Annotated in this window: 18 protein-coding genes and 1 pseudogene; 5 read left to right on the top strand and 14 right to left on the bottom strand. The window is 74.1% G+C overall.

Translation table 11 applies throughout. The annotated features are described in order from the left end of the window. Positions 1–339: 339 nt before the first annotated feature. Both AB852_RS31110 and AB852_RS31105 read right to left on the bottom strand, forming a co-directional pair. Positions 340–1,818, bottom strand: a complete 1,479-nt coding sequence (locus tag AB852_RS31110; protein ID WP_073793560.1) for an acyl-CoA synthetase — start codon at positions 1,816–1,818, stop codon at positions 340–342. Positions 1,819–1,900: 82 nt separating this feature from the next. Next, positions 1,901–3,079, bottom strand: a complete 1,179-nt coding sequence (locus tag AB852_RS31105) for a MerR family transcriptional regulator (protein WP_079185051.1) — start codon at positions 3,077–3,079, stop codon at positions 1,901–1,903. 137 nt (positions 3,080–3,216) lie between these two features. Between AB852_RS31105 and AB852_RS31100 the strand changes: the two genes are divergently transcribed. Further along, a complete protein-coding gene (locus AB852_RS31100; RefSeq protein ID WP_073793559.1) occupies positions 3,217–4,101 on the top strand; it encodes an ATP-grasp domain-containing protein in 885 nt (294 codons plus the stop codon). A gap of 817 nt (positions 4,102–4,918) precedes the next feature. Here AB852_RS31100 and AB852_RS31095 read toward each other — a convergent pair. From AB852_RS31095 to pgfA, 9 genes and pseudogenes are all read right to left on the bottom strand, one after another. Beyond that, the gene (locus tag AB852_RS31095) at positions 4,919–5,500 is read right to left on the bottom strand and encodes a hypothetical protein (RefSeq protein WP_073793558.1); all 582 of its coding nucleotides are present in this window, start codon (positions 5,498–5,500) and stop codon (positions 4,919–4,921) included. Between the two features lie 35 nt (positions 5,501–5,535). Continuing rightward, entirely contained in the window at positions 5,536–5,766 is a 231-nt protein-coding gene (locus AB852_RS31090; protein WP_073793557.1) for a Trm112 family protein, read from the bottom strand. Between the two features lie 5 nt (positions 5,767–5,771). Next, positions 5,772–6,722 carry a hypothetical protein gene (locus AB852_RS31085; RefSeq protein ID WP_073794219.1) on the bottom strand — a complete coding sequence of 317 codons (951 nt, stop codon included), beginning with the start codon at positions 6,720–6,722 and terminating at the stop codon, positions 5,772–5,774. Positions 6,723–6,736: 14 nt separating this feature from the next. Next, complete coding sequence (locus tag AB852_RS31080; RefSeq protein ID WP_245876988.1) at positions 6,737–7,528, bottom strand: class I SAM-dependent methyltransferase; 792 nt, start codon at positions 7,526–7,528, stop codon at positions 6,737–6,739. Continuing rightward, positions 7,525–8,913, bottom strand: coding sequence for a condensation protein (locus AB852_RS31075; protein WP_073793556.1), 1,389 nt, complete (start codon positions 8,911–8,913; stop codon positions 7,525–7,527). The genes AB852_RS31080 and AB852_RS31075 overlap by 4 nt, the downstream gene beginning before the upstream one ends. After that, complete coding sequence (locus AB852_RS31070) at positions 8,910–13,442, bottom strand: alpha-(1->3)-arabinofuranosyltransferase domain-containing protein (RefSeq protein WP_079185050.1); 4,533 nt, start codon at positions 13,440–13,442, stop codon at positions 8,910–8,912. Before AB852_RS31070 ends, AB852_RS31075 begins: the two co-directional genes overlap by 4 nt. Beyond that, positions 13,439–14,245, bottom strand: a complete 807-nt coding sequence (locus AB852_RS31065) for a class I SAM-dependent methyltransferase (RefSeq protein ID WP_073793555.1) — start codon at positions 14,243–14,245, stop codon at positions 13,439–13,441. The genes AB852_RS31070 and AB852_RS31065 overlap by 4 nt, the downstream gene beginning before the upstream one ends. Before the next feature lie 393 nt (positions 14,246–14,638). Further along, positions 14,639–15,790, bottom strand: a pseudogene (locus AB852_RS31060) (glycosyltransferase family 4 protein); the annotation flags it as partial. A 602-nt stretch (positions 15,791–16,392) separates the two neighbouring features. Continuing rightward, positions 16,393–17,370 carry a cell envelope lipid trafficking protein PgfA gene (pgfA, locus tag AB852_RS31055; RefSeq protein ID WP_073793554.1) on the bottom strand — a complete coding sequence of 326 codons (978 nt, stop codon included), beginning with the start codon at positions 17,368–17,370 and terminating at the stop codon, positions 16,393–16,395. A 322-nt stretch (positions 17,371–17,692) separates the two neighbouring features. On the opposite strand from pgfA, the gene AB852_RS40055 reads away from it, so the two are divergent. Both AB852_RS40055 and AB852_RS31050 read left to right on the top strand, forming a co-directional pair. After that, complete coding sequence (locus AB852_RS40055) at positions 17,693–17,845, top strand: hypothetical protein (protein WP_178391163.1); 153 nt, start codon at positions 17,693–17,695, stop codon at positions 17,843–17,845. Positions 17,846–17,920: 75 nt separating this feature from the next. Next, positions 17,921–19,201: a PucR-like N-terminal domain-containing protein gene (locus AB852_RS31050; RefSeq protein ID WP_073794213.1), complete on the top strand. Its 1,281-nt coding sequence runs from the start codon at positions 17,921–17,923 to the stop codon at positions 19,199–19,201. Between the two features lie 254 nt (positions 19,202–19,455). On the opposite strand, the gene AB852_RS31045 is transcribed toward AB852_RS31050, so the two are convergent. After that, the gene (locus AB852_RS31045) at positions 19,456–19,893 is read right to left on the bottom strand and encodes a MarR family winged helix-turn-helix transcriptional regulator (protein ID WP_073793553.1); all 438 of its coding nucleotides are present in this window, start codon (positions 19,891–19,893) and stop codon (positions 19,456–19,458) included. 186 nt (positions 19,894–20,079) lie between these two features. Here AB852_RS31045 and AB852_RS31040 point away from each other — a divergent pair, with 186 nt between their 5' ends. Both AB852_RS31040 and AB852_RS31035 read left to right on the top strand, forming a co-directional pair. Next, positions 20,080–21,099 (top strand): NADP-dependent oxidoreductase, encoded by a 1,020-nt coding sequence (locus tag AB852_RS31040; RefSeq protein WP_073794210.1) that lies wholly within the window; start codon positions 20,080–20,082, stop codon positions 21,097–21,099. Between the two features lie 100 nt (positions 21,100–21,199). Then, complete coding sequence (locus tag AB852_RS31035; RefSeq protein WP_073793552.1) at positions 21,200–21,979, top strand: EI24 domain-containing protein; 780 nt, start codon at positions 21,200–21,202, stop codon at positions 21,977–21,979. Between the two features lie 460 nt (positions 21,980–22,439). Here the strand turns inward: AB852_RS31035 and AB852_RS31030 are convergent, their stop codons facing one another. Continuing rightward, the gene (locus tag AB852_RS31030) at positions 22,440–23,732 is read right to left on the bottom strand and encodes a pyroglutamyl-peptidase I (protein WP_073793551.1); all 1,293 of its coding nucleotides are present in this window, start codon (positions 23,730–23,732) and stop codon (positions 22,440–22,442) included. A gap of 141 nt (positions 23,733–23,873) precedes the next feature. Beyond that, on the bottom strand, positions 23,874–24,446 hold the full coding sequence (locus tag AB852_RS31025; RefSeq protein WP_073793550.1) for a TetR/AcrR family transcriptional regulator: 573 nt from the start codon (positions 24,444–24,446) through the stop codon (positions 23,874–23,876). Positions 24,447–24,529: the final 83 nt, after the last annotated feature.

Genomic DNA, 24,529 nt, shown 5'->3' with positions numbered 1-24,529 from the left:
TCGCCGTGACGTCAGACGAGGCGGCCGACGATGTGGAGGAGGCCGGCGAGGACGTCGGTGAGGAAGTTCATGCTGTGGTTCTCCTTGCTGGGATGCCGGTGTGGGACTCGCTCCCGCCCGCTCCGCCGCCACCCGTCTTCCGCGAACCAGGAGGGCTCACGGGGGACATACGGGGACGACCGGGAGGAACAGGAGAGGCGAAGTGACGGTATGCATCCCGTCGTTCGCACACCGTGATCATCCCTGACCGTCGGTGCCCGGGGCAATCATCAGAGCGACGATCACCTGTTCCAGGGAACAACTGCCCCACCGTTCGAACCCCGTTCGACACGCCCCGGCTCAACCGCCCTGTGTCAGGGCCCGCTTCAGGACCTTGCCCATGTCGTTGCGCGGCAGCTCCGCCACGTACCGCACCACCCGCGGCCGCTTGTGCGGGGCCAGCGCCGCCGCCACATGCTCCGCCAGCTCCCGCGCCCCGGGCGGGTCCGCCGGGTCGGCGGCGACCACCCAGGCCACCACCCGCTCCCCGAGATCCGGGTCGGGCTCGCCGGTCACCGCCGCCTCCCGCACCCCCGGATGGTCCAGCAGCGCGTTCTCGACCTCCCCCGCCCCGATCTTGTAACCACCGCTCTTGATCAGGTCCGTGGCCTTGCGCCCGACGATCCGCACATACCCGTCCGGGTCCAGCACCCCCATGTCCCCGGTACGGAACCAGCCGTCCGCCGTGAACGCCGAGGCCGTCGCCTCCGGCCGGTTCAGATACCCCGTGAAGAGATTCGCCCCCCGCACCTGGATCTCCCCGACCTCCCCGGGACCCGGCGCGGTCAGCGCCGCCCCCGACTCGTCCACCAGCCGCAGCCCCACCCCCGGCAGCGGCGGCCCGACCGTCCCCGCCCGCGCCTCACCGTCCGCGTGGACGGCCGTGTTCATCAGCGTCTCCGTCATCCCGTACCGCTCCACCACCCGCCGCCCGGTCGCCGCCGCGATCCGCTCGTGGTCCCGCAGGGGCAGCGCCGCCGAACCGGACACCAGCAGCCGCGCCCCCGCCAGCGCCCGCGTCAGCGCCGGATCACCGGGCAGCGCCTCCGCGATCCGGTGGTACATCGTCGGCACCCCGAACAGCATCGTCGCCCCGGCGCCCAGCTCCCGGGCCACCCCCTCCGTGCTGAACCGCCCCAGATGCCGCACCTCACCCCCGAGCCGCAACGGCCCCAGCGTCCCCAGGACCAGCCCGTGCACATGGAACAGCGGCAGCCCGTGCACCAGCACGTCGTCACCCGTCCACGCCCACACCCGCGCCAGCGCGTCGAGACTCGCCGCGAGCGCCCGCCGGGGGAGCACCGCGCCTTTCGGCGCACCGGTCGTCCCCGAGGTGTAGACGACGAGCGCGGGCACCTCCCCGCCCCACCCTTCTTCCCGTACGGGCTCCCCTGCCGGCTCCGCGCCCGGACCGCCGTCCGGCTCCGCCGACACCTCCAGCCGGGGCACGCCCCGCAACGCCGCCGGGAGCTCCGTACCCGGTGCCACCAGCACCCGCCGCGGCGCGCTGTCGGCGACCACATGCGCCAGCTCCGCCGCACCCGAGGCGGGATTCAGCGGCACCACCGCCACCCCCGCGAGCAGCGCGCCCACCACCCCGACCGCGGTCTCCGGCGACGGGACCGCCCACACCGCGACCCGCCCCTCCCCGGCGACCAGCCGCCCCACCCGCCCCGCCGCGGACGCCAGCGCCCCGTACGTCAGCGAGCGGTCACCGAAGCGGAGCGCGGGCCGGTCCGCCGCGCGGGGGTCCGTCAGGGCCGGGAAGAGAACGGTCACGCGTGCTGCTCCTCGTCTGGGAGGTCCGGGACGGTCACCGCCCCGCGCGGCCGGACGCCGCACCCGCAAGCTTGCACCCTCCTCAGCCGCCGGGGGCCCGCTCCGCGACCTCCGCGACGACACAGCTCAGATGGTCCGGCGCCCCCGCCTCGTACGCCCGCGCACGCAGCTCGCGCACCGCCGCGGCCGGGTCCGGGGCCGCCACGAGCACGCTCCGCAGCCGCTCCCCGGGGACCACCGCCGACAGTCCGTCCGAGCACAGCAGATAGCGGTCGCCCGGCCGGGTGTCGTGCAGCCGGATGTCCGGTACACCGTGCCCGCCGGAGCCCGTCAGCGCCCGCAGCAGCAGCGACCGCCCCGGATGCGACCGCGCCTCCTCCTCGGTGAGCCGTCCCTCCTCGACCAGCGAACCCGTCACGGTGTGGTCCTCCGTGACGAGGAACAGCTCACCGTCGCGCAGGACATGCGCCCGGGAGTCCCCGATATGGACGAGCGCCAGCCGCGAGGCGGTCCACAGCAGCGCGGTCAGCGTCGTCCCCACCTCCGCCCGGCCCGCCGCCCCGGCCGTCCGCACGGCGACCTCGCGTACCGCGCGGGCCGCCCGCGCGACCGCGTCCTCCAGGGCGTTCAGCACGTCGCCCGGGTCCAGTGTCCCGCCGTCCAGGGCCTTCAGCGCCTCGACGGCCGCGGCGCTCGCGGGCGCCCCGCCCGGCCCGAAGCCGTCCGCGACGGCCAGCAGCCGGGTGCCCGCGTGGACGGCGTCCTGGTTGCCGGGACGCACCAGGCCCCCGTCCGACAGGGCCGCGCAGCGCAGTTCCAGGGTCATGACAGGCTCCTTCGGTCGTAAGGGTGCGGAGAGCTGGTCGACGAGGAACTCCGCGAGGTCACGACGGGCCGAGGTCTCCGCCTCCACCTCGGCCCAGTACCGCCGCACCGCCTGTGCCGCGCGTGGCGGCGCCAGGGCCGTCACCTCACGGATACGGGCCAGCGGCATCCCCAGCCTGCGCAGCCACGCCACCAGACGGGCCCGCTCCAACTGGTCCGGCGAGTAGAAGCGGTAGCCCGACCGGGGGTCCACCCGGGCCGGACGCAGCAGGTCCAGCTCGTCGTACAGCCGCAGGGCCTTCGGCGACAGCCGGGCGGCCCGCGCGAACGCGCCGATGGTCAGCGAGGCACCGGCCCCCGGGCCGTCCCCGCCGCCGTCCCCGCCGCCCGTGCCCTCGCCGCCCGTGCCCTCGCCGTCCGGGAACCCGCCGTTCATGACCGCCCACCCCGCTCCTCGTCCTGTCCCCGATCCTGGGGCTTGACCGAGGGGCAAGGTAAAGCGTGGTGTCCCGGACATCCGGAGAGTTACCCTGCGTCCGGTCCGTCCGCCCGCCTTCCACCAGGAGCTCCGCCGTGTCCCGCACCCCCAGGATCGCCCTGGTCACCTACCGTCCCCGCCCCGGCGGGGTGACCGATCCCGACCTCCCGGCGATGCTCGACGCGCTGACCGCGGCGGGCGCGGCCGGACAGGCGGTGGCGTGGGACGACCCCGGGGCCGACTGGGCCTCCTTCGACCTCGCCGTGGTCCGCTCCACCTGGGACTACACCCAGCGGGTCACCGAGTTCCTCGCCTGGGCCGACCGCTGCGCCACGCTGACCCGGCTGGTCAACCCCGCGCCGGTACTCCGCTGGAACAGCGACAAGCGCTACCTGGACGACCTCGCCCGCGCGGACGTGCCCGTGGTCCCCACCCGCTTCGTCCCGCCCGGCGCGGAACCCGGCTTCCCCGACGGTCCGTTCGTCGTCAAGCCCACCTGGGGCGCGGGCGCGCGGTACGCGGCGCGGTACGAGGACGGCGGCGCGGGGGCCGTGCGGCGGGCCCGGGAGCAGGTCTCGCGGATGCACGCGGAAGGGCTCACCGCGATGGTCCAGCCCTATATGCGGGCCATCGAGACGACCGGGGAGCGGGCCCTGGTCCATATCGGGGGGACCTTCCACCACGCGATACGGAAGGGGGCCGTCCTGGAGGCCGGGGCGGCCTTCGACGCGGCCAAGACCGCGCATCCCGGGGTGCGGGGGTGGACGCCGGGTCCGGCGGAGCTGGCGGTGGCGCGGCGGGCGCTGGCGGCTGTCCCCCTCTCGGGGGCGCCTGTCTACGCTCGGGTGGATCTCGTCGACGGGGACGATGGGGTGCCCCGGGTCATGGAGCTGGAGCTGATCGAGCCGAACCTGTTCCTCGGCCTCCACCCCGAGACGGCGTCGGCCCTGGCGAAGTCCCTCACGGGGTGCGTCGCCTGAGGTCCGCCGTGGCCGGCCCACTTGTTCCTGTACGGGAGCTCCCGCGGGTCGCCTTCGCTTGCGCTTCCTAGGTCTGTCCGGCTGGGCGTACTTCGTTCGTGTGCCGTCGTTCGTGGGGTGCGCAGTTCCCCGCGCCCCTGGATGCTGCCCCTTCGGGTTTGTTCGTCGGGTGCGGGTCGGCCCTCGTTTTCGCGCAGTTCCCCGCGCCCCTTTGGGGCGCGTCCGGCCGGTTCTTGGGGTCGGTGCCGGTCGGGATTCTCCGTCCTCGCTCCAACGCGCTCGGTACGACATCCCCCTTGCCCGACTGAAGAGCATCGGAGTCTGCGGGCAGAGATTCCCGCCCACCCCCTCCCGCAGCAGCGCGACTGCGAGAGGAGGGTGGTTCGACCCCGCCCGGCCCGGGGCCTGACCACACCCGCAGACTGAGAACAGCCCCAGGTAGGCGCCCCTTCAGGGGCGCGGGGAACTGCGCAAAGACGAGAACCGGCCCGCACTCGACGGACAACACCAGCCAGGCAGCGCCCCGACAGGGGCGCGGGGAACTGCGCGAATCCACCGGGCGACGGCACGGGAACGGAGTGCGCCCAGCCGGACGGACCCCCCGCCCGACGGACAAGACCAGCTAGGCAGCGCCCCGACAGGGGCGCGGGGAACTGCGCGAATCCACCGGGCGACGGCACAGGAACGGAGTGCGCCCACCCGGACAGACCTCAGAAGCGCAAGCGAAGGCGACCCGCGGGGAACTGCGCACCCACGAACGACCTGTGCGGGAACAAGTGCGCCCAGCACAGGAACCCAAGGGGTACCAGGGGAAGGGTCACCCGGGGGAGATCCGCTGGAGGAGGCCCCACGTGAACTCCGCTGTGTACGCATAGGGCGCACCGCTCGCGGTGAACGCCAGTCCCCACCGCCCGGGCGCCGACCCCTGCAAAGGCCGCGCCGGCGGGAACGCCGAGGCGACCTCGTCTACGGTCACCGACCAGGGCACGAGGTCACCGACCCCCCGCAGCACGGGCCCCGCACACCCCGGCGCCCGTACGAGCCACTCGTTCCACACCGCCCCACCGGGCCCCGTCAGCACCTCGAACCGCAGGTCCGGCCACAACGGCACCGGCCACAGCAGCGCCTCGCACTCCAGGTCCCCGACCCGCCGGGCGGACCGCGACTCGGGCGGCCCCAGCACCGACCGGTAACGCCCGGCGGCCCCCCGCCCCCGCGGGGACCGGGACATCGCCTGCCACCGCCGGTTCGCCTCGCGCATCTCCGTGACGGACACCCCGAGCGTCCGTCGCGCGTCCGCCACCAGATCCGGTTGGTGGTCGGCCATCCGCCGCAGCAGCACCAGCTGGAACTCCAGCGGACCGAACGGGGCACCGGGCACGGACGGGGTACGGGGCATGCCCCCATCGTGCCGCACCGGCGCCGGGGAACCGCTCAGCCGTCCGCCGGGGCCCCGGCCGTGAACCGCTCGTGCTCCGCGTCCGTCACCGCCGTCCCCGACGCGGGCAGCAACTGCGGCACCCCGTCCACCACCGGGTACAGCCGCCGCAGCCGCGGGTTGTACAGGGCCGTCCCGGGGGCACCCCCCTCGGGACCGACCAGACGCAGCGCGCCCTTGTCCAGCGGGCACACGAGAAGGTCGAGCAGCGGATCGTCAGGACTCATGGGGGTCAGCTCCTTGCGGTCGGGCACGGCGGGGTCGGGGACGGGACGGCGGGACGGTCGGGTACGGCGGGACCGGGCGGGGAGTCGTGCTTCGGCATCGCGAGGAGGACCGACACCGCGAGGACCGTCCCCGCGACCCGCAGCGCGAGCCGCACCGGATCACCGGGCAGCGCCTCACCGAACGCGAGGGTCCCGAGGACGGCCGAGAACACACAGGACACCGTGGTGCACACCGGCACGATCAAGGACGCCCGGCAGCGCTGGAGCGCCGCCTGCGACATGATCAGCCCGAACACCCCGGTGCACAGCAGCAGATAGGGGTACGGCGAGCCGAGCAGCCCGAGCAGCGCCCCGCCCGGTGCCCGCGCGAGGTCCGGCAGATGCCCGGAGACCCCTTTGATCGCCAGCGAGCTGACCCCGTAGAGCAGCCCGACGGCGACCCCGTACTCGACACCGGCCGTCGGCATCCGGTGCCGCCGCCCGGCCCGCCGCTCGGTCACCGCGTACAGCCCGAGGCCCGCCGCGAGCGTGGGCACGCACACCAGAAGGATCACCCCGGCCGGGGCCCCCGCGCCCACCGCCTCCGCGGACCCGGCGCCGTGCGGCAGCGACAGCACGACCATCAGCAGCGCCAGCAGGATCGCCCCGATCGCGTACCGCTCACGCCCCGAGGTCTCCTCACCGAGGACCCGCGACGACAGCAGCAGGAGCAGTACGAGCCCCGACACGAAGATGCCCTGCGCGGCGGCGATCGGCAGCGTCCGGTACACGGCGAGCTGCGCGCCGAACCCGGCGGCCAGCGCCAGCGCGCCGCCGATCCACAGCGGACTGCGCAGCACCAGCCACAGCAGCCGCACCGGTTCGCGCACGCTCACCGCGGGCAGCCGCGCGAGCGCCCGTTTCTCCAGCACGAACCCGGTGCTGTAGAGCACGTTCGCGAGCAGCGCGGCGGCCACCCCCCACCCCACGGCTATGTCCTTCGCGCGTGCAGCAGCAGGATCGAGGAGAGGGACGGCGCCGCGCAGGCCAGCCGGTCCAGGCCGCGCAGCGGACGCGGCACCCCGTGGAACGGGGCGCCCGCGAGCCGGACCACCTCGAAACCGGACGCCGCGACGAACTCCCGCAGCGCGCGTGCCGTGTAGAGCCGCAGATGACCGACGACCTCCCGGCCGGGCCGCCCATGGATGCCCCGCAGGCTGACCTCGGAGAACACGGGCTGCACCCCCGCGAGGAGCAGCGCCCGGTTGTACCAGGCGGCCAGGTTCGGGGTGGACAGCATCAGATGCCCGCCGGGCCGCAGTACCCGGCGCAGCTCGTCCAGGGCGCTGTCGGGGTCGACGAGGTGCTCGATGACCTCGCTGAACAGCACGGCGTCCGCCGAGCCGGAGCGCAGCGGCAGCCCCCCGTCGGTGAGTTCGCCGCGCACCACGTCCGTGAGGTGGGCGCGGGCCCGGCGCAGCGCGTCCTGCGACCAGTCGACGCCGATGACCCGGTGCCCGGCCAGCAGCGGCGCCGCGGTCCGCGCCGCGGTGCCGTCGCCGCAGCCCACGTCCAGGACGACGGCCGGGCGTCCGGCGGCGGGGCCGAGGGCGGCGGCCAGCATCCGCGCCTGCCGCAGACTGCGGGCGTCCCCCGACGCGACGGGCACCCCCGGGTCCTCGTAGAAGTCCCGCAGTCCGCGCGGCGCGCTGCCGTCCCCGCCCCGTCCGTCGTCCGCCGCCCGGTCACCGGTCCCCGTGCCGTCCCGCGTGGTCCGTGTCATCGGGTCCCCTCCCGCGCCCCGTCCCCGGCCACCGGGGGCCGGGTCAGGTCCAGATACCGCTCGAACAGTTCCCGCAGCCGCGCGCCGTCCGCGTCCCCGAGCAGCGCCGTCGACCAGCGCAGCACCACATGCAGCCGTCCGGCGGTGGAGGCGACGGTCACCGTGAACCCCCGGGGCATCCGCGCGGGCGCGGAGATCCACAGCGCGTCGGACCGGCCCGCGTCACCGAAGTCCAGCGGGTACGGCACCCGTCCGATGTTGCTCACCAGGGTGGTGGACATCCAGGGCGTCAGCGCGCGGCGCAGCAGCCGGGTGACGGCCGCCCGCCAGAGCACCGGGAGCACCGGCGCGGTCAGCAGCGTCGCCCCGCGCCCGAGTTGCGGCCGCTCCGCCGCCTTCAGCGCGCGGGTACGGTCCGCGGTCCGCGTCAGCAGTCCGCGCACCGCCGCCGGGTGCCACTCGTCGCCGCCCCAGGCGGCGGGCCGCAGTTCCGCGGCGGTGAACGGCACCTCGACCAGCCGGGTGCCGTTCCCGATCGGCATCCCGGGCCCGCGCGGCCGGTCGTCCACCGGCATGGTGATCCGCACCGGGCGCGGCCGTTCCCCCCGCGTCCGGTTCCAGTGCGCCACGGTGAGCGCGGTGGCCACCATCAGCTGGTCGTTCACGGTGTACGGGGCGCCGGGCGGGCGGCGCGGGACATCGAGGTCGAGGACGAGCATCCCGTTGCCGGGGCCGGACGCCCCGGCGGGCCGGGCCGGGGTGCCGGGGGCCAGCCGGGCGGGCCGCGCCCAGGGGGAGGGGCCCGGCGCCGGGTCGGCCGGGCCCGGCCCGGGGGCGCACCGGGCCGGGGCGGGCGGGGACGACGCGTCGTCACCGGCGCCGCCGTACAGCCCGGCGGCGGTCGCGAGGACACGGATACCGGCCGGACCGTCCAGCGCGGTGTGGTTGAGCGTCAGGAAGAGCACCGTCCCGCCGGGCCGCGCGGGGTCCTCGACCGCCTCCAGCCGGATCGGCGGGGACGCCGACAGCGGGGGTGCCGTCGCGAGGGCACGGGCCCTCGCCCGCTCCAGCGCGCCGGGTCCCGGCGCGGGGAACGTCACCACCTCCGTGTCGGGACCGTTCGTCAGCTCCCAGCTGTAGCGCCGCCGGTACCAGGGGCCCGGCGCCTCCCGCATCAAGGCGCGCGGGTGGCGCCGCAGGGCCTCGCCGAACGCCCGCCGCAGCCGTTCCGGGTCGGGCCGCCCCGGCAGCCGCACCTCGATATGGACGGTGTCCGGCTCCGTCTCGTGGACGCAGTGCCGCGACACCTCGTCGACGACGGGGAAGGGCACCCGGACCGGGCCCGCCGGTGCGGCGGGCCGGGCCGGACCGTCCACAGCGGTCACCGAGCGCCCCCGCCCGCGTCCCGTGCCCCGGAGCCGGGCCCCCGCGCGGTGACGGTCCGCCCGTCCCGGCCGTCCTGCCCAGCCGTACGCTTCGCCTCGTCCGGCCCGTCCGCTCGACCCGCCCCGGACGTTCCCGCAGGTGCGGCAGGTGCGGCAGGTGCGGCAGGTGCGGCAGGTGCGGTCGGAGCCGTGTCCGAACCTGCGACGGCCGAAGCGGAACCCTGACCGGCAGGACCGGCAGGACCGGCAGGAACCGACGGACCCGAAGGACGCGCGGTGGGCGTCGCCGCCGGCGCGGGCTGCGCCGCGGGCGCCCCGTACGGCTGCGCCGGAAGCACCGCCGTACCCGTGGGACCGGCCGCCGCCGGACCGGCGGTCCGGCGGCGGTGTCCGCCGCCGCCCCCGCCGACCGTCACCAGCGCCGCGAACAGCGCGATCAGCGCCAGCACCTGCGCCAGCGGGCCGAACGACCCCTCGCCCGCCGCCGGAGCCTCGCCCGCGCCGGTCGCCGCCACGACACCCGCGGCCGTCATCGACACGAACGCGATCGGCACCAGCAGGGTGTGACGGCGCAGCGCGAGCACCGCCAGGACCGGGACGAGCAGGGCGAACCAGCCCGCGATCACCACGGCCACCAGGGTCAGCGCGACCGTGCCGAGGAGGGTCCCCGGACCGTTCACCGCCGCCGACGGGCCGTGCGGGTTCTCCTCCTGGCGGCGCCACAGCACCAGACCGACCAGACCGAGCAGCGCGGCGAACCCGACGACCAGCCCGATCTCGTACGTCCGCGCGGGCTCGTAACTCAGGGTGACCTTGCCGCCCTCGCCCTCGGGGACGCGGAAGCCCTGCTGCCAGCCGTCGAGCCGGACCGAGGTCAGCTCCTTGCCGTCGAGGGTCGCCTTCCAGCCCTCGTTGACGTTCTCGTACGTCGTCAGGTACGACTCCGCGCCGGAGCCGACGGTGAGCTGACGGCGGTCGCCGAGCCAGTCGTCGACCTTCAGCTCACGCGTGGCCGTCGCGGGTGCGGCGGCCTCGCCCCGGGTGAGGGTCGCCGCGGTGACGGCCAGCGGACCCTCGTCGCCCGCCTCCAGTGTGTGCGTGCCCGTGCCGAGCGTGAGTTCCGCGTCCGGCTCGTCCCGCTGGCACAGCGTCACATCGACGGGCCGCCGTTCCACCAGGTCCTGGACGACGCCCTTGGCGCTCGTCGCGTGGAGGACCCCGTCGATCGCGACCGCCGGACCCTCGCCGCACTCCAGGGTGAAGCTCCGCCCGTCGGACGGCCGTTCGGTGCGGTAGCCGTCGGGCTCCAGCGCGGGGACGGTGATCTCCGTCAGGCCGACCGGCAGCCGCAGATCGTCACCGGCGACCGGGTTGTGCAGGGTGACCTCGGAGGTGGCGGTCACCCTGATCTCCAGCTCATCGGTGGTGATCGGGTCGAAACGCACCCAGCCGTTGTCGTCCACGTTCGCGATCGCCGCGCCGTCCGGCGAACTGATCTCGACCTTCGTGGGGCGGGCCGACAGGCCGCCCGCGCCGGTCAGCACCAGCCGGTCCACCGGCCGCTTGTCCCGCCAGGCCAGCCGGACCACCGGCTCGTCCCCGGCGATCCACGCGGTCGTCAGATCCCCGTCGGTGAGATTGCGCGCCGACAGCTGCGCGCCGAGGCGCGCGGTGGAGGCGGCCGTCGCGACGACCTGGTTGCGGGGCCGCTCGGTGCCCGCCCCGTACAGCAGCTTGTCCAGCGCCTCGCCGGGGACCGGTACCGCGCTCATCCTGACCTGGTGCGCCCCGCCGTCGGAGGTGGTGAAGGAGCGGTGCAGCCCCGACTCCGTACCGGCGGGGGACAGCCCGCCCGGGTCGGCCGTCCGGTGCAGCGACACCGTCTCGGCACCCGCGCGGGTGGCGTCCTCGGCGTCCGTGGGCAGCTTCAGCATCCGGGTCACCGACACATCCGGGATCTCGATCTCCGAGAACCCGGCACCGGTCAGCCCGGGGCCGCCCGACTCGGTCTCCACGATCGTGATCCTCAGCCAGTCCGTCCCACCCGGCGGGGACTTGATGTCCTGGGGCTTCCCGTTGGCGCGCAGCGGACTCGTCTCGCTGCCGCGCTCGGTCTCCACCCGCACCTTCGTCGGCGCGGCCCGGGTCCCGTTCTGCGGCAGCGGGGTGACCGTCAGCGAGGACGGCATCTCCGTCGTTCCCTCGAACGCGATCCGCAGCCACTCACCGGCCGCGTCCCCCGAGGTGCCCACGGCCCACGCCGTGTCCGGGTTCCCGTCGAACGCGTTCACCGGGTCGTACTGCGGCAGATGGAACAGCCAGTTGCCGCTGGACGACGCGGTCACCGCGCGGGCGCCCCGCAGTTCGGCGACCGTCTGATGCCGGACACCGCTCCTCGGCAGGATCTGGTGCGGCTCGTCACCCGGGTCCTGCACACTCCCGGAGTGGTTCCGCTCGTCCTCGGTGTACGTGTACGAGGTGTTGGTGTTCACCAGGCCGAAGCGGGTGTCGGCGCGCCGCAGCCCGTCCCCGACCACCTGGAGCGCGGGCTTGTCGACGCCCGGGTGCCCGTCACCGGTCAGGACCGTCGGACGGTCGCGCAGCGACGGGTCGCCCGACAGCGGCAGCAGCGTCTCCGGTCCGCCGGACACCACGGCCGTGTCGGCGGCGGCGTAGATCCCCGCCTGGCCGGGGCGCTTCGTACCGGCCGCCGGCTCGTAGATCTCCACCGCGCGCTGCCGGGCGAACAGCCCCTCGACCTGGAGGGGGGTGTCGTCCGCGATCCGCCCGCCGGTCATCACCGGGCCGAAGCCCTCGACGCGCTCGTACCCGGACTGCTCCAGGGTCCGCTTCACCGTGGTCGTCGGGACGTATCCGATCTGGTCGGGGTCCAGGTCGTTGCGGACGACGACATGGTGCAGCCCCGCCCGGCTCAGGAAGTCCCGCAGCCCCGGCACCTCGGCACCGGTCAGCAGCGCCTGCTCCACGGCGTCCATCGCCCGCCGGTTGCCCGCCGTCCCGAACGGGACGTAGTCGCGCTGCGCCCAGCGGGACTTGGCGAGCACGTCCAGCGGCTGGTCGATGGGGGAGCCCCACGTGTAGACGCCGTGCGCGGTCGCGGGCACCACCAGCGCCCGGCTGTCCGGGGTGTTCTTCTCCAGCCAGCCGGCCGTGGTCTCCCAGTAATCGGGCAGCTTCTGGAACGAACCCGGCTGGAGGATCGAGCCGTTGACGTACGGCAGCGCGAGACCCGGCACCACGAGCACCGCGGCGACCGCGGGCGCCCAGCGGCGGCCCCGCACCGGCCGCGCCCCGTGCGCACGCACCGCGACGGCCAGCAGATGCGTCAGACCCAGCACCAGCGCGAGCGCGAGGCCCGTCTGGAACTTGTAGATGTTGCGGAACGGCACCAGCACACCGTCCAGCAGATCCTGCACGAAGCCGTGGAACGGACCGCCGAACGTGCCGCCGTACCCGGCCAGGGTCAGCAACGCCACCGTCAGCACCGTCAGCGTCAGCCAGCGCCGCTCCGGCACGTCCCGGCGGGCCAGCCCCGCGAGACCCAGCGCGGCGGCGACCGCCGACGCCACGATCACCGGCACCGACGACGCGACACTCCACCCGGCGGGCAGCCACGGCTCACCGAAGTTCAGATACGCGACCCAGTTCCCGGCGCCGCGCAGCGCCTCCGTCGCCGCCATCGTGTCGGTGGTGACCCGGGAGGTCTCCACGTACGGCAGGAAGTTCTCGCCGTACACCCCGAGCAGCAGCAGCGGGACCACCCACCACAGGGTCGCCAGCAGCACCCCCGGCACCCACCACAGGATCAGCGCCCGCCGCCGCGGACCGCGCGGCCGGGTCAGCAGATACAGCGCCACCGGCAGCAGCGACGCCAGCGTCGACGCCGCGTTCACCCCGCCCATGCACACCACGAGCAGCGCGGAACGCAAGGCCGCGACCCGCGCGCTGTACCGGTCGTCGACCAGCGGCAGCAGCACCCACGGCAGCAGCGCGCCGGGCAGCGCCGCCGCCGACGTGGAACCGACGACGATCGTGTACGTCGGCCACAGCGCGTACACCGCCGCGCCCAGCAGCCGCGTCGAGCGGTTGCCCACGGCGAGGCGTTCCATGAGCCGCAGCGCGCCCCAGAACGCGGCCGTCACCACGATCGACAGCCACAGCCGCTCCGCGAGCCACACCGGGAGCTGCGCCAGATCGGCGAGCCCGTAGTAGGGGAGCATCGGGAACGCGTAGCCGATGTACTGGTCGGTGAGCGTGCCGAAGCCCGCCCGGTCCTGCCACAACTGGCCGAGGTCGCCGAGGAACTGCCAGGGGTCGACCGTGACCCCGAGCTTGGTGTCGAACGTCATCCGTCCTGGTGACACCACCAGGAACAGCGTGAACACCACGGCCCAGAAACCGGCGAGCCACCGGCGCGACCGGGGCACCCCGGGAGGGCCTTCGGTGGTGCTGGTGGTGCGCGGGGCGGCCGGAGGGGGAGCCTGGGCCGCCGGGGCCGTACTGGTCATGGACACCGCCTGAGGATGAGGAGAAGGTTCCAGGTGGCGAATTCCCGCAGGCCCGGCACCCGGGTCACCGCACCGGCCAGGAACGGCCAGTAGCGGGACCGGGCGGACACCACGGTGACATCGGTCCGCGCCCTCACCTGGCGCAGCGTCGGACCTACGTGCACGGCGAAGAGGTTCTCGCCGAGGATGTGCTTGGCGGGGCGGCCGGAGCGCCGCTCGTAGCGGTCCCGCGCCCGGCGGGCGCCCAGATAGTGCCAGGGCGCCCCCTCGTGACCGCCCCACGGGGAGAGCCAGTTGGTGAACGAGACATAGATCAGCCCGCCGGGGCGGGTGACGCGGACCATCTCACTGAGGAAGGTCTGCGGATCGTCCACGTGCTCCAGGACGTTCGAGGAGAAACACACATCGGCGGTGCCGTCCGCGAGCGGCAGCAGATAGCCGTCCGCGACGACCGCGCCCTCGGGCGGGGAGCCGCCCAGTTCCCGGGGGTCCGGCTCGAACAGCGCCGCACACGCGCCGCGCCGCCGGAACTCCCGGGTGAAGTACCCGCCGCCACCGCCGATGTCGACGACGGTCCGCCCGTCGAGCGGCCCGCCGTACGCCTCGACCTGGTCGGCGGCGTCCTGGGCGAGCAGGGTGTAGCACGCCTCGGGGTCGTCCTGTTCCCGCAGGAACGCGCGGAACAGCGCGGCCGACCGCCGGAAGGAGGGGTCCTTCCGCCACGGCCGCCGCGGACCGTCCGCGGGGCGCGCCGGGGGGCGGCCCGCACCGGTACGGCCGACTCTTGGACCAGGGGCTTGCATCGGACCTCACTTCCGCCGGGACGGCGGTGCGCCGCCCTCGTCGGCACCCGGGACCCGGGCGGACGCAGGGACGGACAGGGGAGCGGGGACGGGGGCCGCGGGGACGGGGGCCGCGGACGCCGCGGACAGGGGTGTCCGCGCGGCGGGCACGGTGGGGACGGGGACGGGTGCGGCGGATACGGGCGCGGGTGCGGCGGGCACGGGTGTGGGTGCGGGTGCGGCGGTCAGGACCGTGCCGCCGGACGGGGCGGACCCACCGGACCGGGACCGGACGGGCCCACCGCTCGGAACCGGCCCGCCGCTCGGGACCGGCCCGCCGGACGGGATTCGTGCGGCGGGTACGGTCGCCACCGGTACGGGCGCGGGGATCGGCGCGGACGCCGTCACGGGGGCGGGGCGCTGTCCGGTCGCGGCCTCCACGGCCACGTCCCGGAACGCGCGCACCGTGTTCGCCCACGTGTAACCGGCGGCCCGCTCACGCGCGGCGGCGCCCATCGACGCCCGCCGCCGCTCGCTGAGGGCCAGCGAGCACCAGGCGGCGGCGAACGAGCTCTCGCCCCGGGCGAGCACTCCGGTCACCCCGTCGTCGACGGAGTCCCGCAGCCCGGGTACGTCGAAGCCGACGGTCGGGGTCGAGCACATCGCCGCCTCGGTGACCACCAGCCCCCAGCCCTCGACGGCCGAGGGATGCAGCAACAGCCAGGCCGCGCACAGCAGACGGTGCTTCTCCGCCTCCGTGACATGTCCGGCGAACTCGACCCCGGGACCGGCCATCCGTTCCAGCCGGGCGCGTTCGGGGCCGTCCCCGACGATGACGAGCCGGCCGCCGGTCACCGGCCGGACCCGCTCCCACAGCCGCAGCAGCAGATCGATCCGCTTGTACTCGACGAGCCGTCCCATCGCGAGGAACAGCGGCTCGCCGGAGCGGGGGAGTTGGGGTCCCGGTTCCTCGACCCCGTTGTGGACGACCCGGACGCGGTCGCGTTCCACGCCGATGTCGCCCAGCGCGTCGGCGGTGGAGGACGACACGGCGACCATCAGATTGCGCCGCTGGCCCTCCCGCAGCGCCCAGTGCTCCAGCTTGCGGCCGAGCCGTCCGGCGGGGGCGAGGGGACCCCCGCCGAAGCGCATGTCCCACAGATCGGTGTGGACGTGGTTGACCAGACAGAGGGTGGGACCCCGGTGCCAGAGCGGCGCCAGGTAGGGCATGCCGTTGCACACCTCGACCAGCAGATCGCAGTCACCGACCTGGCGGGCCAGGGTCCGGCGGGCCCGCAGATAGTGACCGAGGTCGCCGCCCGCCGACACGACCCGGTAGTCGCGGCGGGCGGCCGGCCCGCCGCACACCAGGGTCACCTGGTGCCCGAGCCGGGTGAGGCCGTCGGCGAGTTTGTCGACGAGCAGTTCGGAGCCCCCGGCGGCCGGGTTGCCGAGGTCACGACGGGTGAGGAACACGATGCGGCGGGGCGTTGCGGGCGGCGCCGCCGGTGGCTGCGCGGACCGCGGTGCGGCCGTGCGCGGCGAAGCGGGCACGTGCTGGGGCATGTGGTGCTCCAACTCGTCTCGGGGTGAGCAACCGTGGGGACGGTCGACGAACGGGGTCGGTGCGGTGCGGTGCGGTGCGGTGCGGTGGTGGTGCGGTGCGGTGCGGTCGTGAGCGGTGCGGGTGGTGCGGTGGTGCCGTGCCGTGCCGTGCTGAGCGGTGCGGTGCGGTGCGGTGACGGGCGGTGGTTCGCGGTCCGGCGGGTTCGCCGTTTCTGTGCGGTGCATGACACCGCGGTGCCGGGACCGCGCCCCGGGGGGAAGAGGGTGCGGCGCGGTCCCGGCACCGGTCGGGTACTCCGAGCGGTACGGGTGGGGATGGGCGGTACGGGTGGAGAGGGGCGGGCGGTGCGGCGCGGTACGGAACGCCGGACGCCGTACGGGAAACGGCGAGGGCGGTCGGTACGGGTCGCACCGAGGTCACGGAACGGTTCGGAACGGTTCGGAACGGGGCGAGCGGACCCCGGTACGGGACGGGGTCGTGCTCGAATGTGCTGGGGTGCTGCACGGATGGTGTTGGGTGGGATGGACAGTTTTCGCCCAGCCGTTCGCTGCGGCTACTCACCGAGGTGACAAGTTCGGCACCTGTTACCCCCCGTACCCCCTCAGCTGGGTGACAGTTCGGCCGCCGGAGCCGCCTCGTCGTCCTTCCGGCGCCCCCGGACGACGAGCACCGTGCCCGCGGCGGCGAGCAGCAGGCCCAGCACCCCCGCCCCCACCGGCACCGTCAGCCCCACCAGGACCAGCCTGCGTCCGTCCGCGGCGGCCAGCTCGACCTGCTTCTTCTGGGTGTCCTTCGTGAACGCGATGCGCTCGCTCTCCAGCAGCACCACCTCGTCGGTGTCCCCGCCGGGCGCCCGCAGCGTCTTGCGGGGGCCGATCGCCGCGAACAGGATGCGGCCCGTGCGCTGGTCGGCGACCAGTTCGATGCCGTGGTTGGCGTACCACTCCTCGGCCAGCACCTGGCCCCGCGCGGGCTGCCCGACGAGCATTCCGGGCACCTGCCGTGTGCCGGTCTTCACCGCGTCGACCTTCGCCGTGAACCGGTATCCCTCATGGCCCTGGATCTTCTTCGTGCCCTGGTAGGCGAGCTGCACGGTCCCGCCGAGCGTGTTGTCCCACCAGCTGTACGAGCGCTTCTCCACGCCGAACGGGAACTTCAGATACGCCTCGCCCTCGAAATAGGGGCTCTCCTCGCAGCAGTGGACCGGACGGTTGGTCTTCCGGTCGGTCACCCAGCGTTCCAGCGTCCACTGGAGCGCGTCGTGCGGATCGGCGGCCGGCAGCGAGGCGTCCGTGTCGACGCTCGTCGCGACGTCCCAGATGGCCCGGCCGCTCTTCTCGCTGTCGGCCACGTCGCCGCGCACCTTACGGGTGATGGTGAGCGGTGTGCCCTTGACGGTCTTGACCTTCTTCGTATCGAAGTAGCTGCCCTGACCTGCGAAGACAGTGGTGACGTCGGTGTCTATGGGGGTGCGCTGGGCACGCGGTTCCACGTACCAGGCGAGCATCGCGGCGAGCACCAGCAGGAAGGTGCCTGCGCCGAGCAGGACGAGGGACAGGGGTGAGGCGGTACGTCGCATCCGGGCACTCCAGGGGAGGGGTCGGGACAGCTCGACACGGTGAGGTGGATCGAAGGAGGACGCCGTCACGAGGTGACGGAGCGTGAGCGCGCGGCGAGGAAAAGCGAGGGCGCGTTATGGGCCGGGAACCGTAGGCGCACCCTTGACTAGGTGTCAATGCTTGTCGAGACTGACCCCAGCCGGACGGGACCGGCACGCGTCGCCACAGGACGGCCGATGGCCCTCAAGCCTGTGACCAGCGGCGCACAGCGTACGGATCATGGATCGTGTGGATCTTCCAGGGTGGGGACGACCTTTCGACCGGAGAGGCTGGACCCAGCACATGCCCAGACTGCTCGCCGCCACGATCACCGTCGTGGTCGCCGCCGCCCTAGCCGCGGGCACCGCCGTCGGTGTCGTGGCACTGCTCGACGCCACCCCCGAACAGCCCAACACCCCGCTCGTGACGTACGAGACGGCCCCGCAGGAGCGCTGACCCGTGGCCGTCGTCCCCTCCCCGTCCCCGGCTCGCCGGGGCACCCCCGGACCACCGGGCGCACCGGCCGGCCCCGTGCCGCCCGGCCCCGGCCCGCACCCCGGGGGACCGCTGTCGGCCTGGCACGACGTGCCCCGGACCCAGGTGCGGCAGTTCGCCGCGCTCGCCATGGCCGAGGTGCCCGTCCTCGCCGAGGAGATCCTCGGCGAGATCCGCCGTGAGTACCCCCATCTGCCCGTCATCCTCGACGACTCCGGCGAGCCCAAGTCCCTCGTCGGCATCCGCCGCGCCATCGAGGTCTTCGTCCAGCATCTGGATTCCCCCGAGGACCGGCCCCGGGTCCATCCCGAGGTCTTCCAGGACTTCGGCCGCGGCGAGGGACTCGGCGGGCGCACCCTCGACTCGCTCCAGGCGATCTACCGGATGGGCGTCCGGCTCGCGTGGCGCCGCCTCGCGGAGATCGGCCAGCGCGTCGACATCCCGCCGCCCGCCATGTACGAACTCGCCGACGCGGGCTACGAGTACCTCGACGGACTCGTCGACCAGTCGGTGCGGGGCTACGCGGAGGCCGCCGCCCGGCAGGCGGGGGAGCGGCTGCGGCTCCAGCGCAAGCTGATGGAACTCCTGCTCGCCGAACGCGTCCGTTCCCCGGCCGGTCCCGAGGCCGCGCACGGCCCGCACGGACCGCCCGAGTTCGCCGCCGCCCTCGCGGAGCGCGCCGCGCGGATCGGCTGGCCGCTGCCCACGACGGTCGCCGCGGGTGTGCTGCTGCGGCCCGCGCGGGAAGCGGTGGCGCCGGCCGTCGGCCAGGGCGTGCTGCTGGACATGGAGGCGGAACTGCCCCGGGTGGTCGTGCCCGAACCGGACGCGGCGGGCCGCCCGGAACTGCTGCGCCGGGCGATGACCGGCTGGTCCGGCGCGATCGGTCCGCCGGTGCCGCTGGTCGACGCGGCGAAGTCGCTGCGCTGGGCCGAGGCGGCCGTCCGGCTGATGGAACGCGGACTGCTGCCCACCGGGGAGGTGCTGCTGTGCACGGAGCACACCCAGGCCCTGGTGCTGCTCCAGCCCGAGGAACTGATCGACGACCTCGCCCGCCGGGCCCTCGCCCCGCTCGCCGACTGCGGACGCACCCATGGGCGGCGGCTCGCGGAGACCCTGCTCGCCTGGCTGGAGACCCGGGGCGGCGCCCCCGAGGTCGCCGGCCGGCTCGGCGTCCATCCGCAGACCGTGCGCTACCGGCTGCGGCAGATCAGGGAGCTGTGGGGCGACGAGATCGACGACCCGGACCGCCGGTTCGAACTCGAACTCGTCCTGCGCGCGCAGCGGTTGCGCGGCGAACTCGGCACCTGGACCTGACGCCCGGCCCGTGTTCCGGCCCGTGCCCGGGCCTGGGTTCCGGCCGGGCGCCGGTACGGGGGTCGGCCTGTGCTCCGACCCCGGCTCCGGGCTCCGGTGAACGCCGGGCGCCCGGCGCGCGTATCAGGGGGCGGCCCGTGACCCCCCGGCACGGGCCGCCCAGACGAGACCGCTCCCGCCGGCCTGACCGATCAGGCCGGTCGGACCGGTCAGACCGTTCGGAGCAGTCGGACCCGGCGGACCGGTCAGACCGGTCAGACCGGGAGCATCCGGCGCAGCAGGTCGCGCAGGGCGAGCCGTTCGGCGTCGGAGAGCGCGGCGAGGGGTTCCCGGGCGAAGTCCAGGGAGTCGCGCAGGACGCGGGCGAGCCGCTGCCCCTCGGGGGTGGCAGCCGCCAGCTTCACCCGCCGGTCGTCGGGGTCCGCGCGGCGTTCCACCAGCCCGCGGACCTCCAGCCGGTCCACGATGCCGGTGATGTTCGACGGTTCGCACTTGAGGCTCTCCGCGACCCGGCGCATCGGCAGCGGCCCGAGCGACAGCAGCGCGAGCGTCCTGGCCTGCACCCCGGTCAGCGCGTGCCGCCCGGCGACCTCCTCGTACTCCTCGTGGTACCGCGCGACGACGGCGCCGATCAGTTCGACGACCTCCAGGGTCAGCGGATCGACGGGCGGGGTGCGGTGCTCGGTGGCCATACGGATCAGGTTACCCCGATACTTGACATCATGAAATATTAAGACAAGTATTTGTTTCAGATTGTGAAGTTTCACCATGTGAAGTACGGCCCGTGCGGTACCGCGCACGACGTACCGCGTGGAGCGCGGTGTGTGTTCGCCCGGCAGCGCGCGTCCGACCGCCCGACCCAGGAGGAGAGTCCCCCCATGACCGCCACCCCCACCACCTCCCGTGAATGGCTGCTGCTCAGCCGCCCGCACGGCTGGCCGCAGCCCTCCGACTTCGCCCTGCGCGAGACGGAGATCCCCGAGCCCGGCCCCGGACAGGTCGTGGTGCGCAACCTCCATCTCTCGGTCGACCCCTATATGCGGGGCCGGATGAACGCCGTGAAGACCTACGTCGACCCGTACGAGCTGGACCGGCCGATGCTGGGCGGCGCGGTCGGCGAGGTCGTCGCCTCCCGGGACGAGGGCGTCGAGGTCGGTGACCACGTCCTGCACTTCCTCGGCTGGCGGGAGTACGCGGTGTTCGACGCGAGCCACGCCGTCAAGGTCGACCCCGGCCTCGCCCCGCTCAGCACCTACCTCGGTGTGCTCGGCATGACCGGTCTCACCGCGTACGCGGGACTGCTCCGCGTCGCCGCGCTCCAGGAGGGCGACACCGTCTTCGTCTCCGGCGCGGCCGGGGCCGTCGGCTCCCAGGTCGGCCAGATCGCCCGGCTCAAGGGCGCGGGCCGGGTCATCGGCTCCGCGGGCTCCGACGAGAAGGTACGCCTCCTCACCGAGGAGTACGGGTTCGACGCCGCGTTCAACTACAAGAACGGCCCCGTCCACGAACAGCTGAAGGCCGCGGCGCCCGACGGCGTCGACGTCTACTTCGACAATGTCGGCGGCGACCACCTCGAAGCGGCGATCGGCAGCCTCAACCGGGACGGCCGCATCGCGATCTGCGGAGCGATCTCCGTCTACAACGACACCGAGGCGTCCCCCGGCCCCCGCAACCTCGCCCGGCTGATCCAGACCCGGGGCCGTATCCAGGGCTTCCTCGTCGGCGACCACTACGACCTCCAGCCGGAGTTCGTCCAGGAGGTCGGCGGCTGGGTGCGGTCCGGGGAGCTGAAGTACCGCGAGACCGTCGTCCACGGCATCGAGAACACGCTGGAGGCGTTCCTCGGGGTGCTGCGCGGCGACAACACGGGCAAGATGATCGTCACCCTCGACAGCTGACCGGGCCCGCCCGTCACAGCATCGACACGACCGTCACAGTGTTCTGACGGCCGCGTCCCGGCCGTCAGGACCCCCGCCCCGCCCCGGGTATCGTGCGCCTATGCGTGATCTTGGGGTGGGGTTCAAGTATTTGGTGAGCGGGCAGCGCTGGGTCGCCGCCCACGGCAAGGCGTTCGGCCTCGGACTGATACCGGGACTCGTGACGCTCGTCCTCTACGCGGGTGCCCTGGTGGGCCTGTTCCTGTGGGGCGACGACTTCGTGGGCTGGGCGACCCCGTTCGCCGACGACTGGGGCTCGCCCTGGCTCGGCCTGTTCCGCGGCTTCCTGACGGCCCTGCTCTTCGGGCTGTCGCTGCTGCTGGCCGTCGTCACCTTCACCGCCGTGACGCTGCTCATCGGCCAGCCCTTCTACGAGGAGCTGTCCGAGCAGGTCGACCGGGACGTGTCCCCCGACGGGACGGCTCCCGTGTCCGACCTGCCGCTGTGGAAGGAACTGTGGATCTCCGCGCGGGACAGTCTGCGGATCGTGGCCCGCGCGGCGGTGTGGGGCGTGCTGCTGTTCGGCCTCGGGTTCATCCCGGTCGTCGGGCAGACGCTGATCCCCGTGATCGGGTTCCTCGTCACCGGCTTCTTCCTCACGGAGGAGCTGACCGCGGTCGCCCTTCAGCGGCGCCGCATCAATGTCCGTACGCGTCTTCAGATGCTGCGGGACCGCCGCATGATGGTCTGGGGCTTCGGTACGCCGCTGGCGCTGGCCTTCCTCGTGCCGTTCGTCGCGGTGTTCCTGATGCCCGGGGCGGTCGCGGGGGCGACGATGATGGCACGGGACCTGATGGGCGAGGACCAGAAGCCGTCCGGCTCGGTGGCGGACGCGGCGTAGTTCTCGCTTCTGAGGTCTGTCCGGCTGGGCGCGATTGTTCCTGTGCCGTCGCTCGGTGGGTTTGCGCAGTTCCCCGCGCCCCTTTGGGGCGCGTTCTGTTTGTTCTTCGGGTCGGGGCCGGTCGGGATTCTCCGTCCTCGCTCCAACGCGCTCGGTCGGACGTTCCCCTAGCTCTGCTGAAGAGCATCGGAGTCTGCGGGCAGAGATTCCCGCCCACCCCCTCCCGCAGCCGAGCGACTGCGCGAGGAGGATGGCTTGAACCCCGGCCCAGCTTGCTGACAGCCCGCAGACTGACGACAGCCCCAGGCGGGCGCCCCCAAAGGGGCGCGGGGAACTGCGCAAAAGACGAGGGCGCACCCGCACCCGACGAACAGCCCGAAGGGGCAGCATCCAGGGGCGCGAGGAACTGCGCACCCCCGTCAGTACCCGCAAAGGGACAGGTGCGCCCAGCCGAAGGAACCTAGGGGCGCGGGGAACTGCGGACCGCGACCGTCAGGACCGTGCGGATCTGGGCCACGATGTCGACGCGGTTGCGCACATGCCCGGGATCGCTCACCACCCCGGTCACGGGATCCGTGTTACCCGCCCCGAACTCCAGCACGGGCGTGTGCAGATGCCCCACCGGCAGCCCCGCCGGACCGAACCGGTCCCGCAGCAGCGTCGCCCGGTACGCGATCTCGTTGGACAGATAGTTGCCCCCGCCCCCGGCCCGCGCCGTGGACCCCGCCGTCGGCCCGTCCGCCCGGTCCACCGCCGCCGTACCCCCGAGCGGGATCTCCGTCACGGCCGTGTTGTCCCGTACCGGGAACCGCCCGGTCGGCGCGGCCACGATCGCCGCGTACGGCAGGCTGCTGGACGACCACTGCGGCTGGACGCCGGTCAGCCCGGCGACCGGCACGGTCTCCGTACGGGAGACGTTGTCGTTGTCGGGGAAGCCCCCGCGCCACGCCCCGTTGGTCCGCTCCACGTCGAAGCGGCCCACCCGGCCCTGGCTGATGGTGGTCAGCAGATCGATGTCGTCGAGATGGGGCCCGAGCGTCCGCTCGACCTCACCGTCCGCGAAGTCCTGCCAGCGCACCGGGAACACCGCGGTCTCGATCCGCGCGGGCCCCCGCGCGGTCCGGATCACCGTGCCGTCCAGGGCGAGCGCGGCGGCGCCCGAAGGATTGCTGATCCGGATGTCGCGGTCGAGGGTGAACGGGTCGAACCCGGTCACCAGTATCCGCAGCGGCGCCCCCGCCCCGCGCCGGTCACCGTCCCGCTCGGGGAAACGGAGGGAGTCCTGCCCCCGGGACACCGTCTCCAGCAGCTCGACGAGCCGCGCCCGCCGCTCCCCGCCCAGCTCGAACCCAGGCTGCCAGGAGCGCAGTTCCCGGCTCATCGCCAGCCGCGCCCAGTACAGCGGCCGGTCGTCGTCCCGGCTCAGGTCCCCCCGTACCGGGCCCCGGCCCTGCGCCCGGTCCACCGCGCGGTCCCACAGCGCCGAGCCGTGCCGGTCGACGGCCCGCCGCGCCTCGCCGTAGGAGTCCGCGGAGGCCAGCGCACGGCCGAACGCGGGGGTGAGCGCGGCGAATCCGGAGCGCCGCAGGATCTCCTGCGGCACGGCCCGGTCGAGCCGCCGTTCCTCGGCCGTCGGGGTGCCGATGTCCGCGCCGGCCGCCGGGGCGGCCGTCGCGGGGGAGCCGGTGAGGCCGAGCAGGAGTGCTGCCGCGAGCGCCACCGTACGTGTCGCCGTCCGTGTCGAACCGTGCACGTGAGACCTCCGTTGCCTGTGGGGTGGAGTGAGTATCGCGGTACGGGAGTTCCCCGCACCAGCCCCACAAGTTCCCGCACCAGCTCCCAGGTCCCCCGGGACGGCAGCCGGGTCCCGCCCCGCGCACCGTCCCCGCCCCGGTCAACTCCCCGTACGGGGCTCCGTACCCAGGAGGGTCAGGAACGCGCGGAACGCCTCCGCCATGTCCACCGCCTCCGGATCGAGCAGCCACTGGTACTGGAGACCGTCCATGACCGCGACCAGCAGGGGCGCCGCCTGCTCGGGGGTGAGCCCGGACGGCAGCCGCTCCCCGTACTCGCCGCGCAGCGACCGCGCCATCTCCGCGCGGACCCTCGTGTACCGCAGGGTGAAGTACGGGCGCGCCGGATGGTCCTCGGTGACGCTCTCCCCGAGCAGCGCGGAGAACGTCTGCACCACCCCGGGCCGCATCACGTTGTACTCGACGAGCGCGGCGAGCAGATCGGCGCGCCAGCCGGACCCTGGGGCCGAGTCCCACTGGTCGCGCTCCGCGAGGACCGCCACGAGCAGGTCGTCCTTGGTGGGGAAGTAGTGCAGCAGCCCCTGCTGGGTGAGCCCGACCCGCTCGGCGACCGAGGCGAGGCTCGCGCCGCGGTAGCCGCGCTCCGCGATCGCCTCCAGCGCGGCCCGGACGATCTCGGCCCGCCGCGCGTCCTTCCTGGTCCTGGGCGCCATCCGCCGGTCCCCTCTCCGCTGCCCGTTGCCGTCCCCAGGACCGTACGACATCGTTTGATAACGAGAAGATAACGAAACCTACC

The organism is Streptomyces uncialis (assembly GCF_001905345.1).
GTDB lineage: Bacteria > Actinomycetota > Actinomycetes > Streptomycetales > Streptomycetaceae > Streptomyces > Streptomyces uncialis.
The sequence above is the reverse complement of the archived record's forward strand: the minus strand, read 5'-3'. Positions and strand labels throughout refer to the sequence as shown.

Coding starts and splice junctions, on each gene's coding strand:
- AB852_RS31105 (WP_079185051.1), bottom strand. CDS start 3,079: ATGAACGGCGGGTTCCCGGACGGCGAGGGCACGGGCGGCGAGGGCACG.
- AB852_RS31095 (WP_073793558.1), bottom strand. CDS start 5,500: ATGCCCCGTACCCCGTCCGTGCCCGGTGCCCCGTTCGGTCCGCTGGAG.
- AB852_RS31035 (WP_073793552.1), top strand. CDS start 21,200: ATGCGTGATCTTGGGGTGGGGTTCAAGTATTTGGTGAGCGGGCAGCGC.
- AB852_RS31080 (WP_245876988.1), bottom strand. CDS start 7,528: ATGACACGGACCACGCGGGACGGCACGGGGACCGGTGACCGGGCGGCG.
- AB852_RS31065 (WP_073793555.1), bottom strand. CDS start 14,245: ATGCAAGCCCCTGGTCCAAGAGTCGGCCGTACCGGTGCGGGCCGCCCC.
- AB852_RS40055 (WP_178391163.1), top strand. CDS start 17,693: ATGCCCAGACTGCTCGCCGCCACGATCACCGTCGTGGTCGCCGCCGCC.
- AB852_RS31045 (WP_073793553.1), bottom strand. CDS start 19,893: ATGGCCACCGAGCACCGCACCCCGCCCGTCGATCCGCTGACCCTGGAG.
- pgfA (WP_073793554.1), bottom strand. CDS start 17,370: ATGCGACGTACCGCCTCACCCCTGTCCCTCGTCCTGCTCGGCGCAGGC.
- AB852_RS31025 (WP_073793550.1), bottom strand. CDS start 24,446: ATGGCGCCCAGGACCAGGAAGGACGCGCGGCGGGCCGAGATCGTCCGG.
- AB852_RS31090 (WP_073793557.1), bottom strand. CDS start 5,766: ATGAGTCCTGACGATCCGCTGCTCGACCTTCTCGTGTGCCCGCTGGAC.
- AB852_RS31040 (WP_073794210.1), top strand. CDS start 20,080: ATGACCGCCACCCCCACCACCTCCCGTGAATGGCTGCTGCTCAGCCGC.
- AB852_RS31070 (WP_079185050.1), bottom strand. CDS start 13,442: ATGACCAGTACGGCCCCGGCGGCCCAGGCTCCCCCTCCGGCCGCCCCG.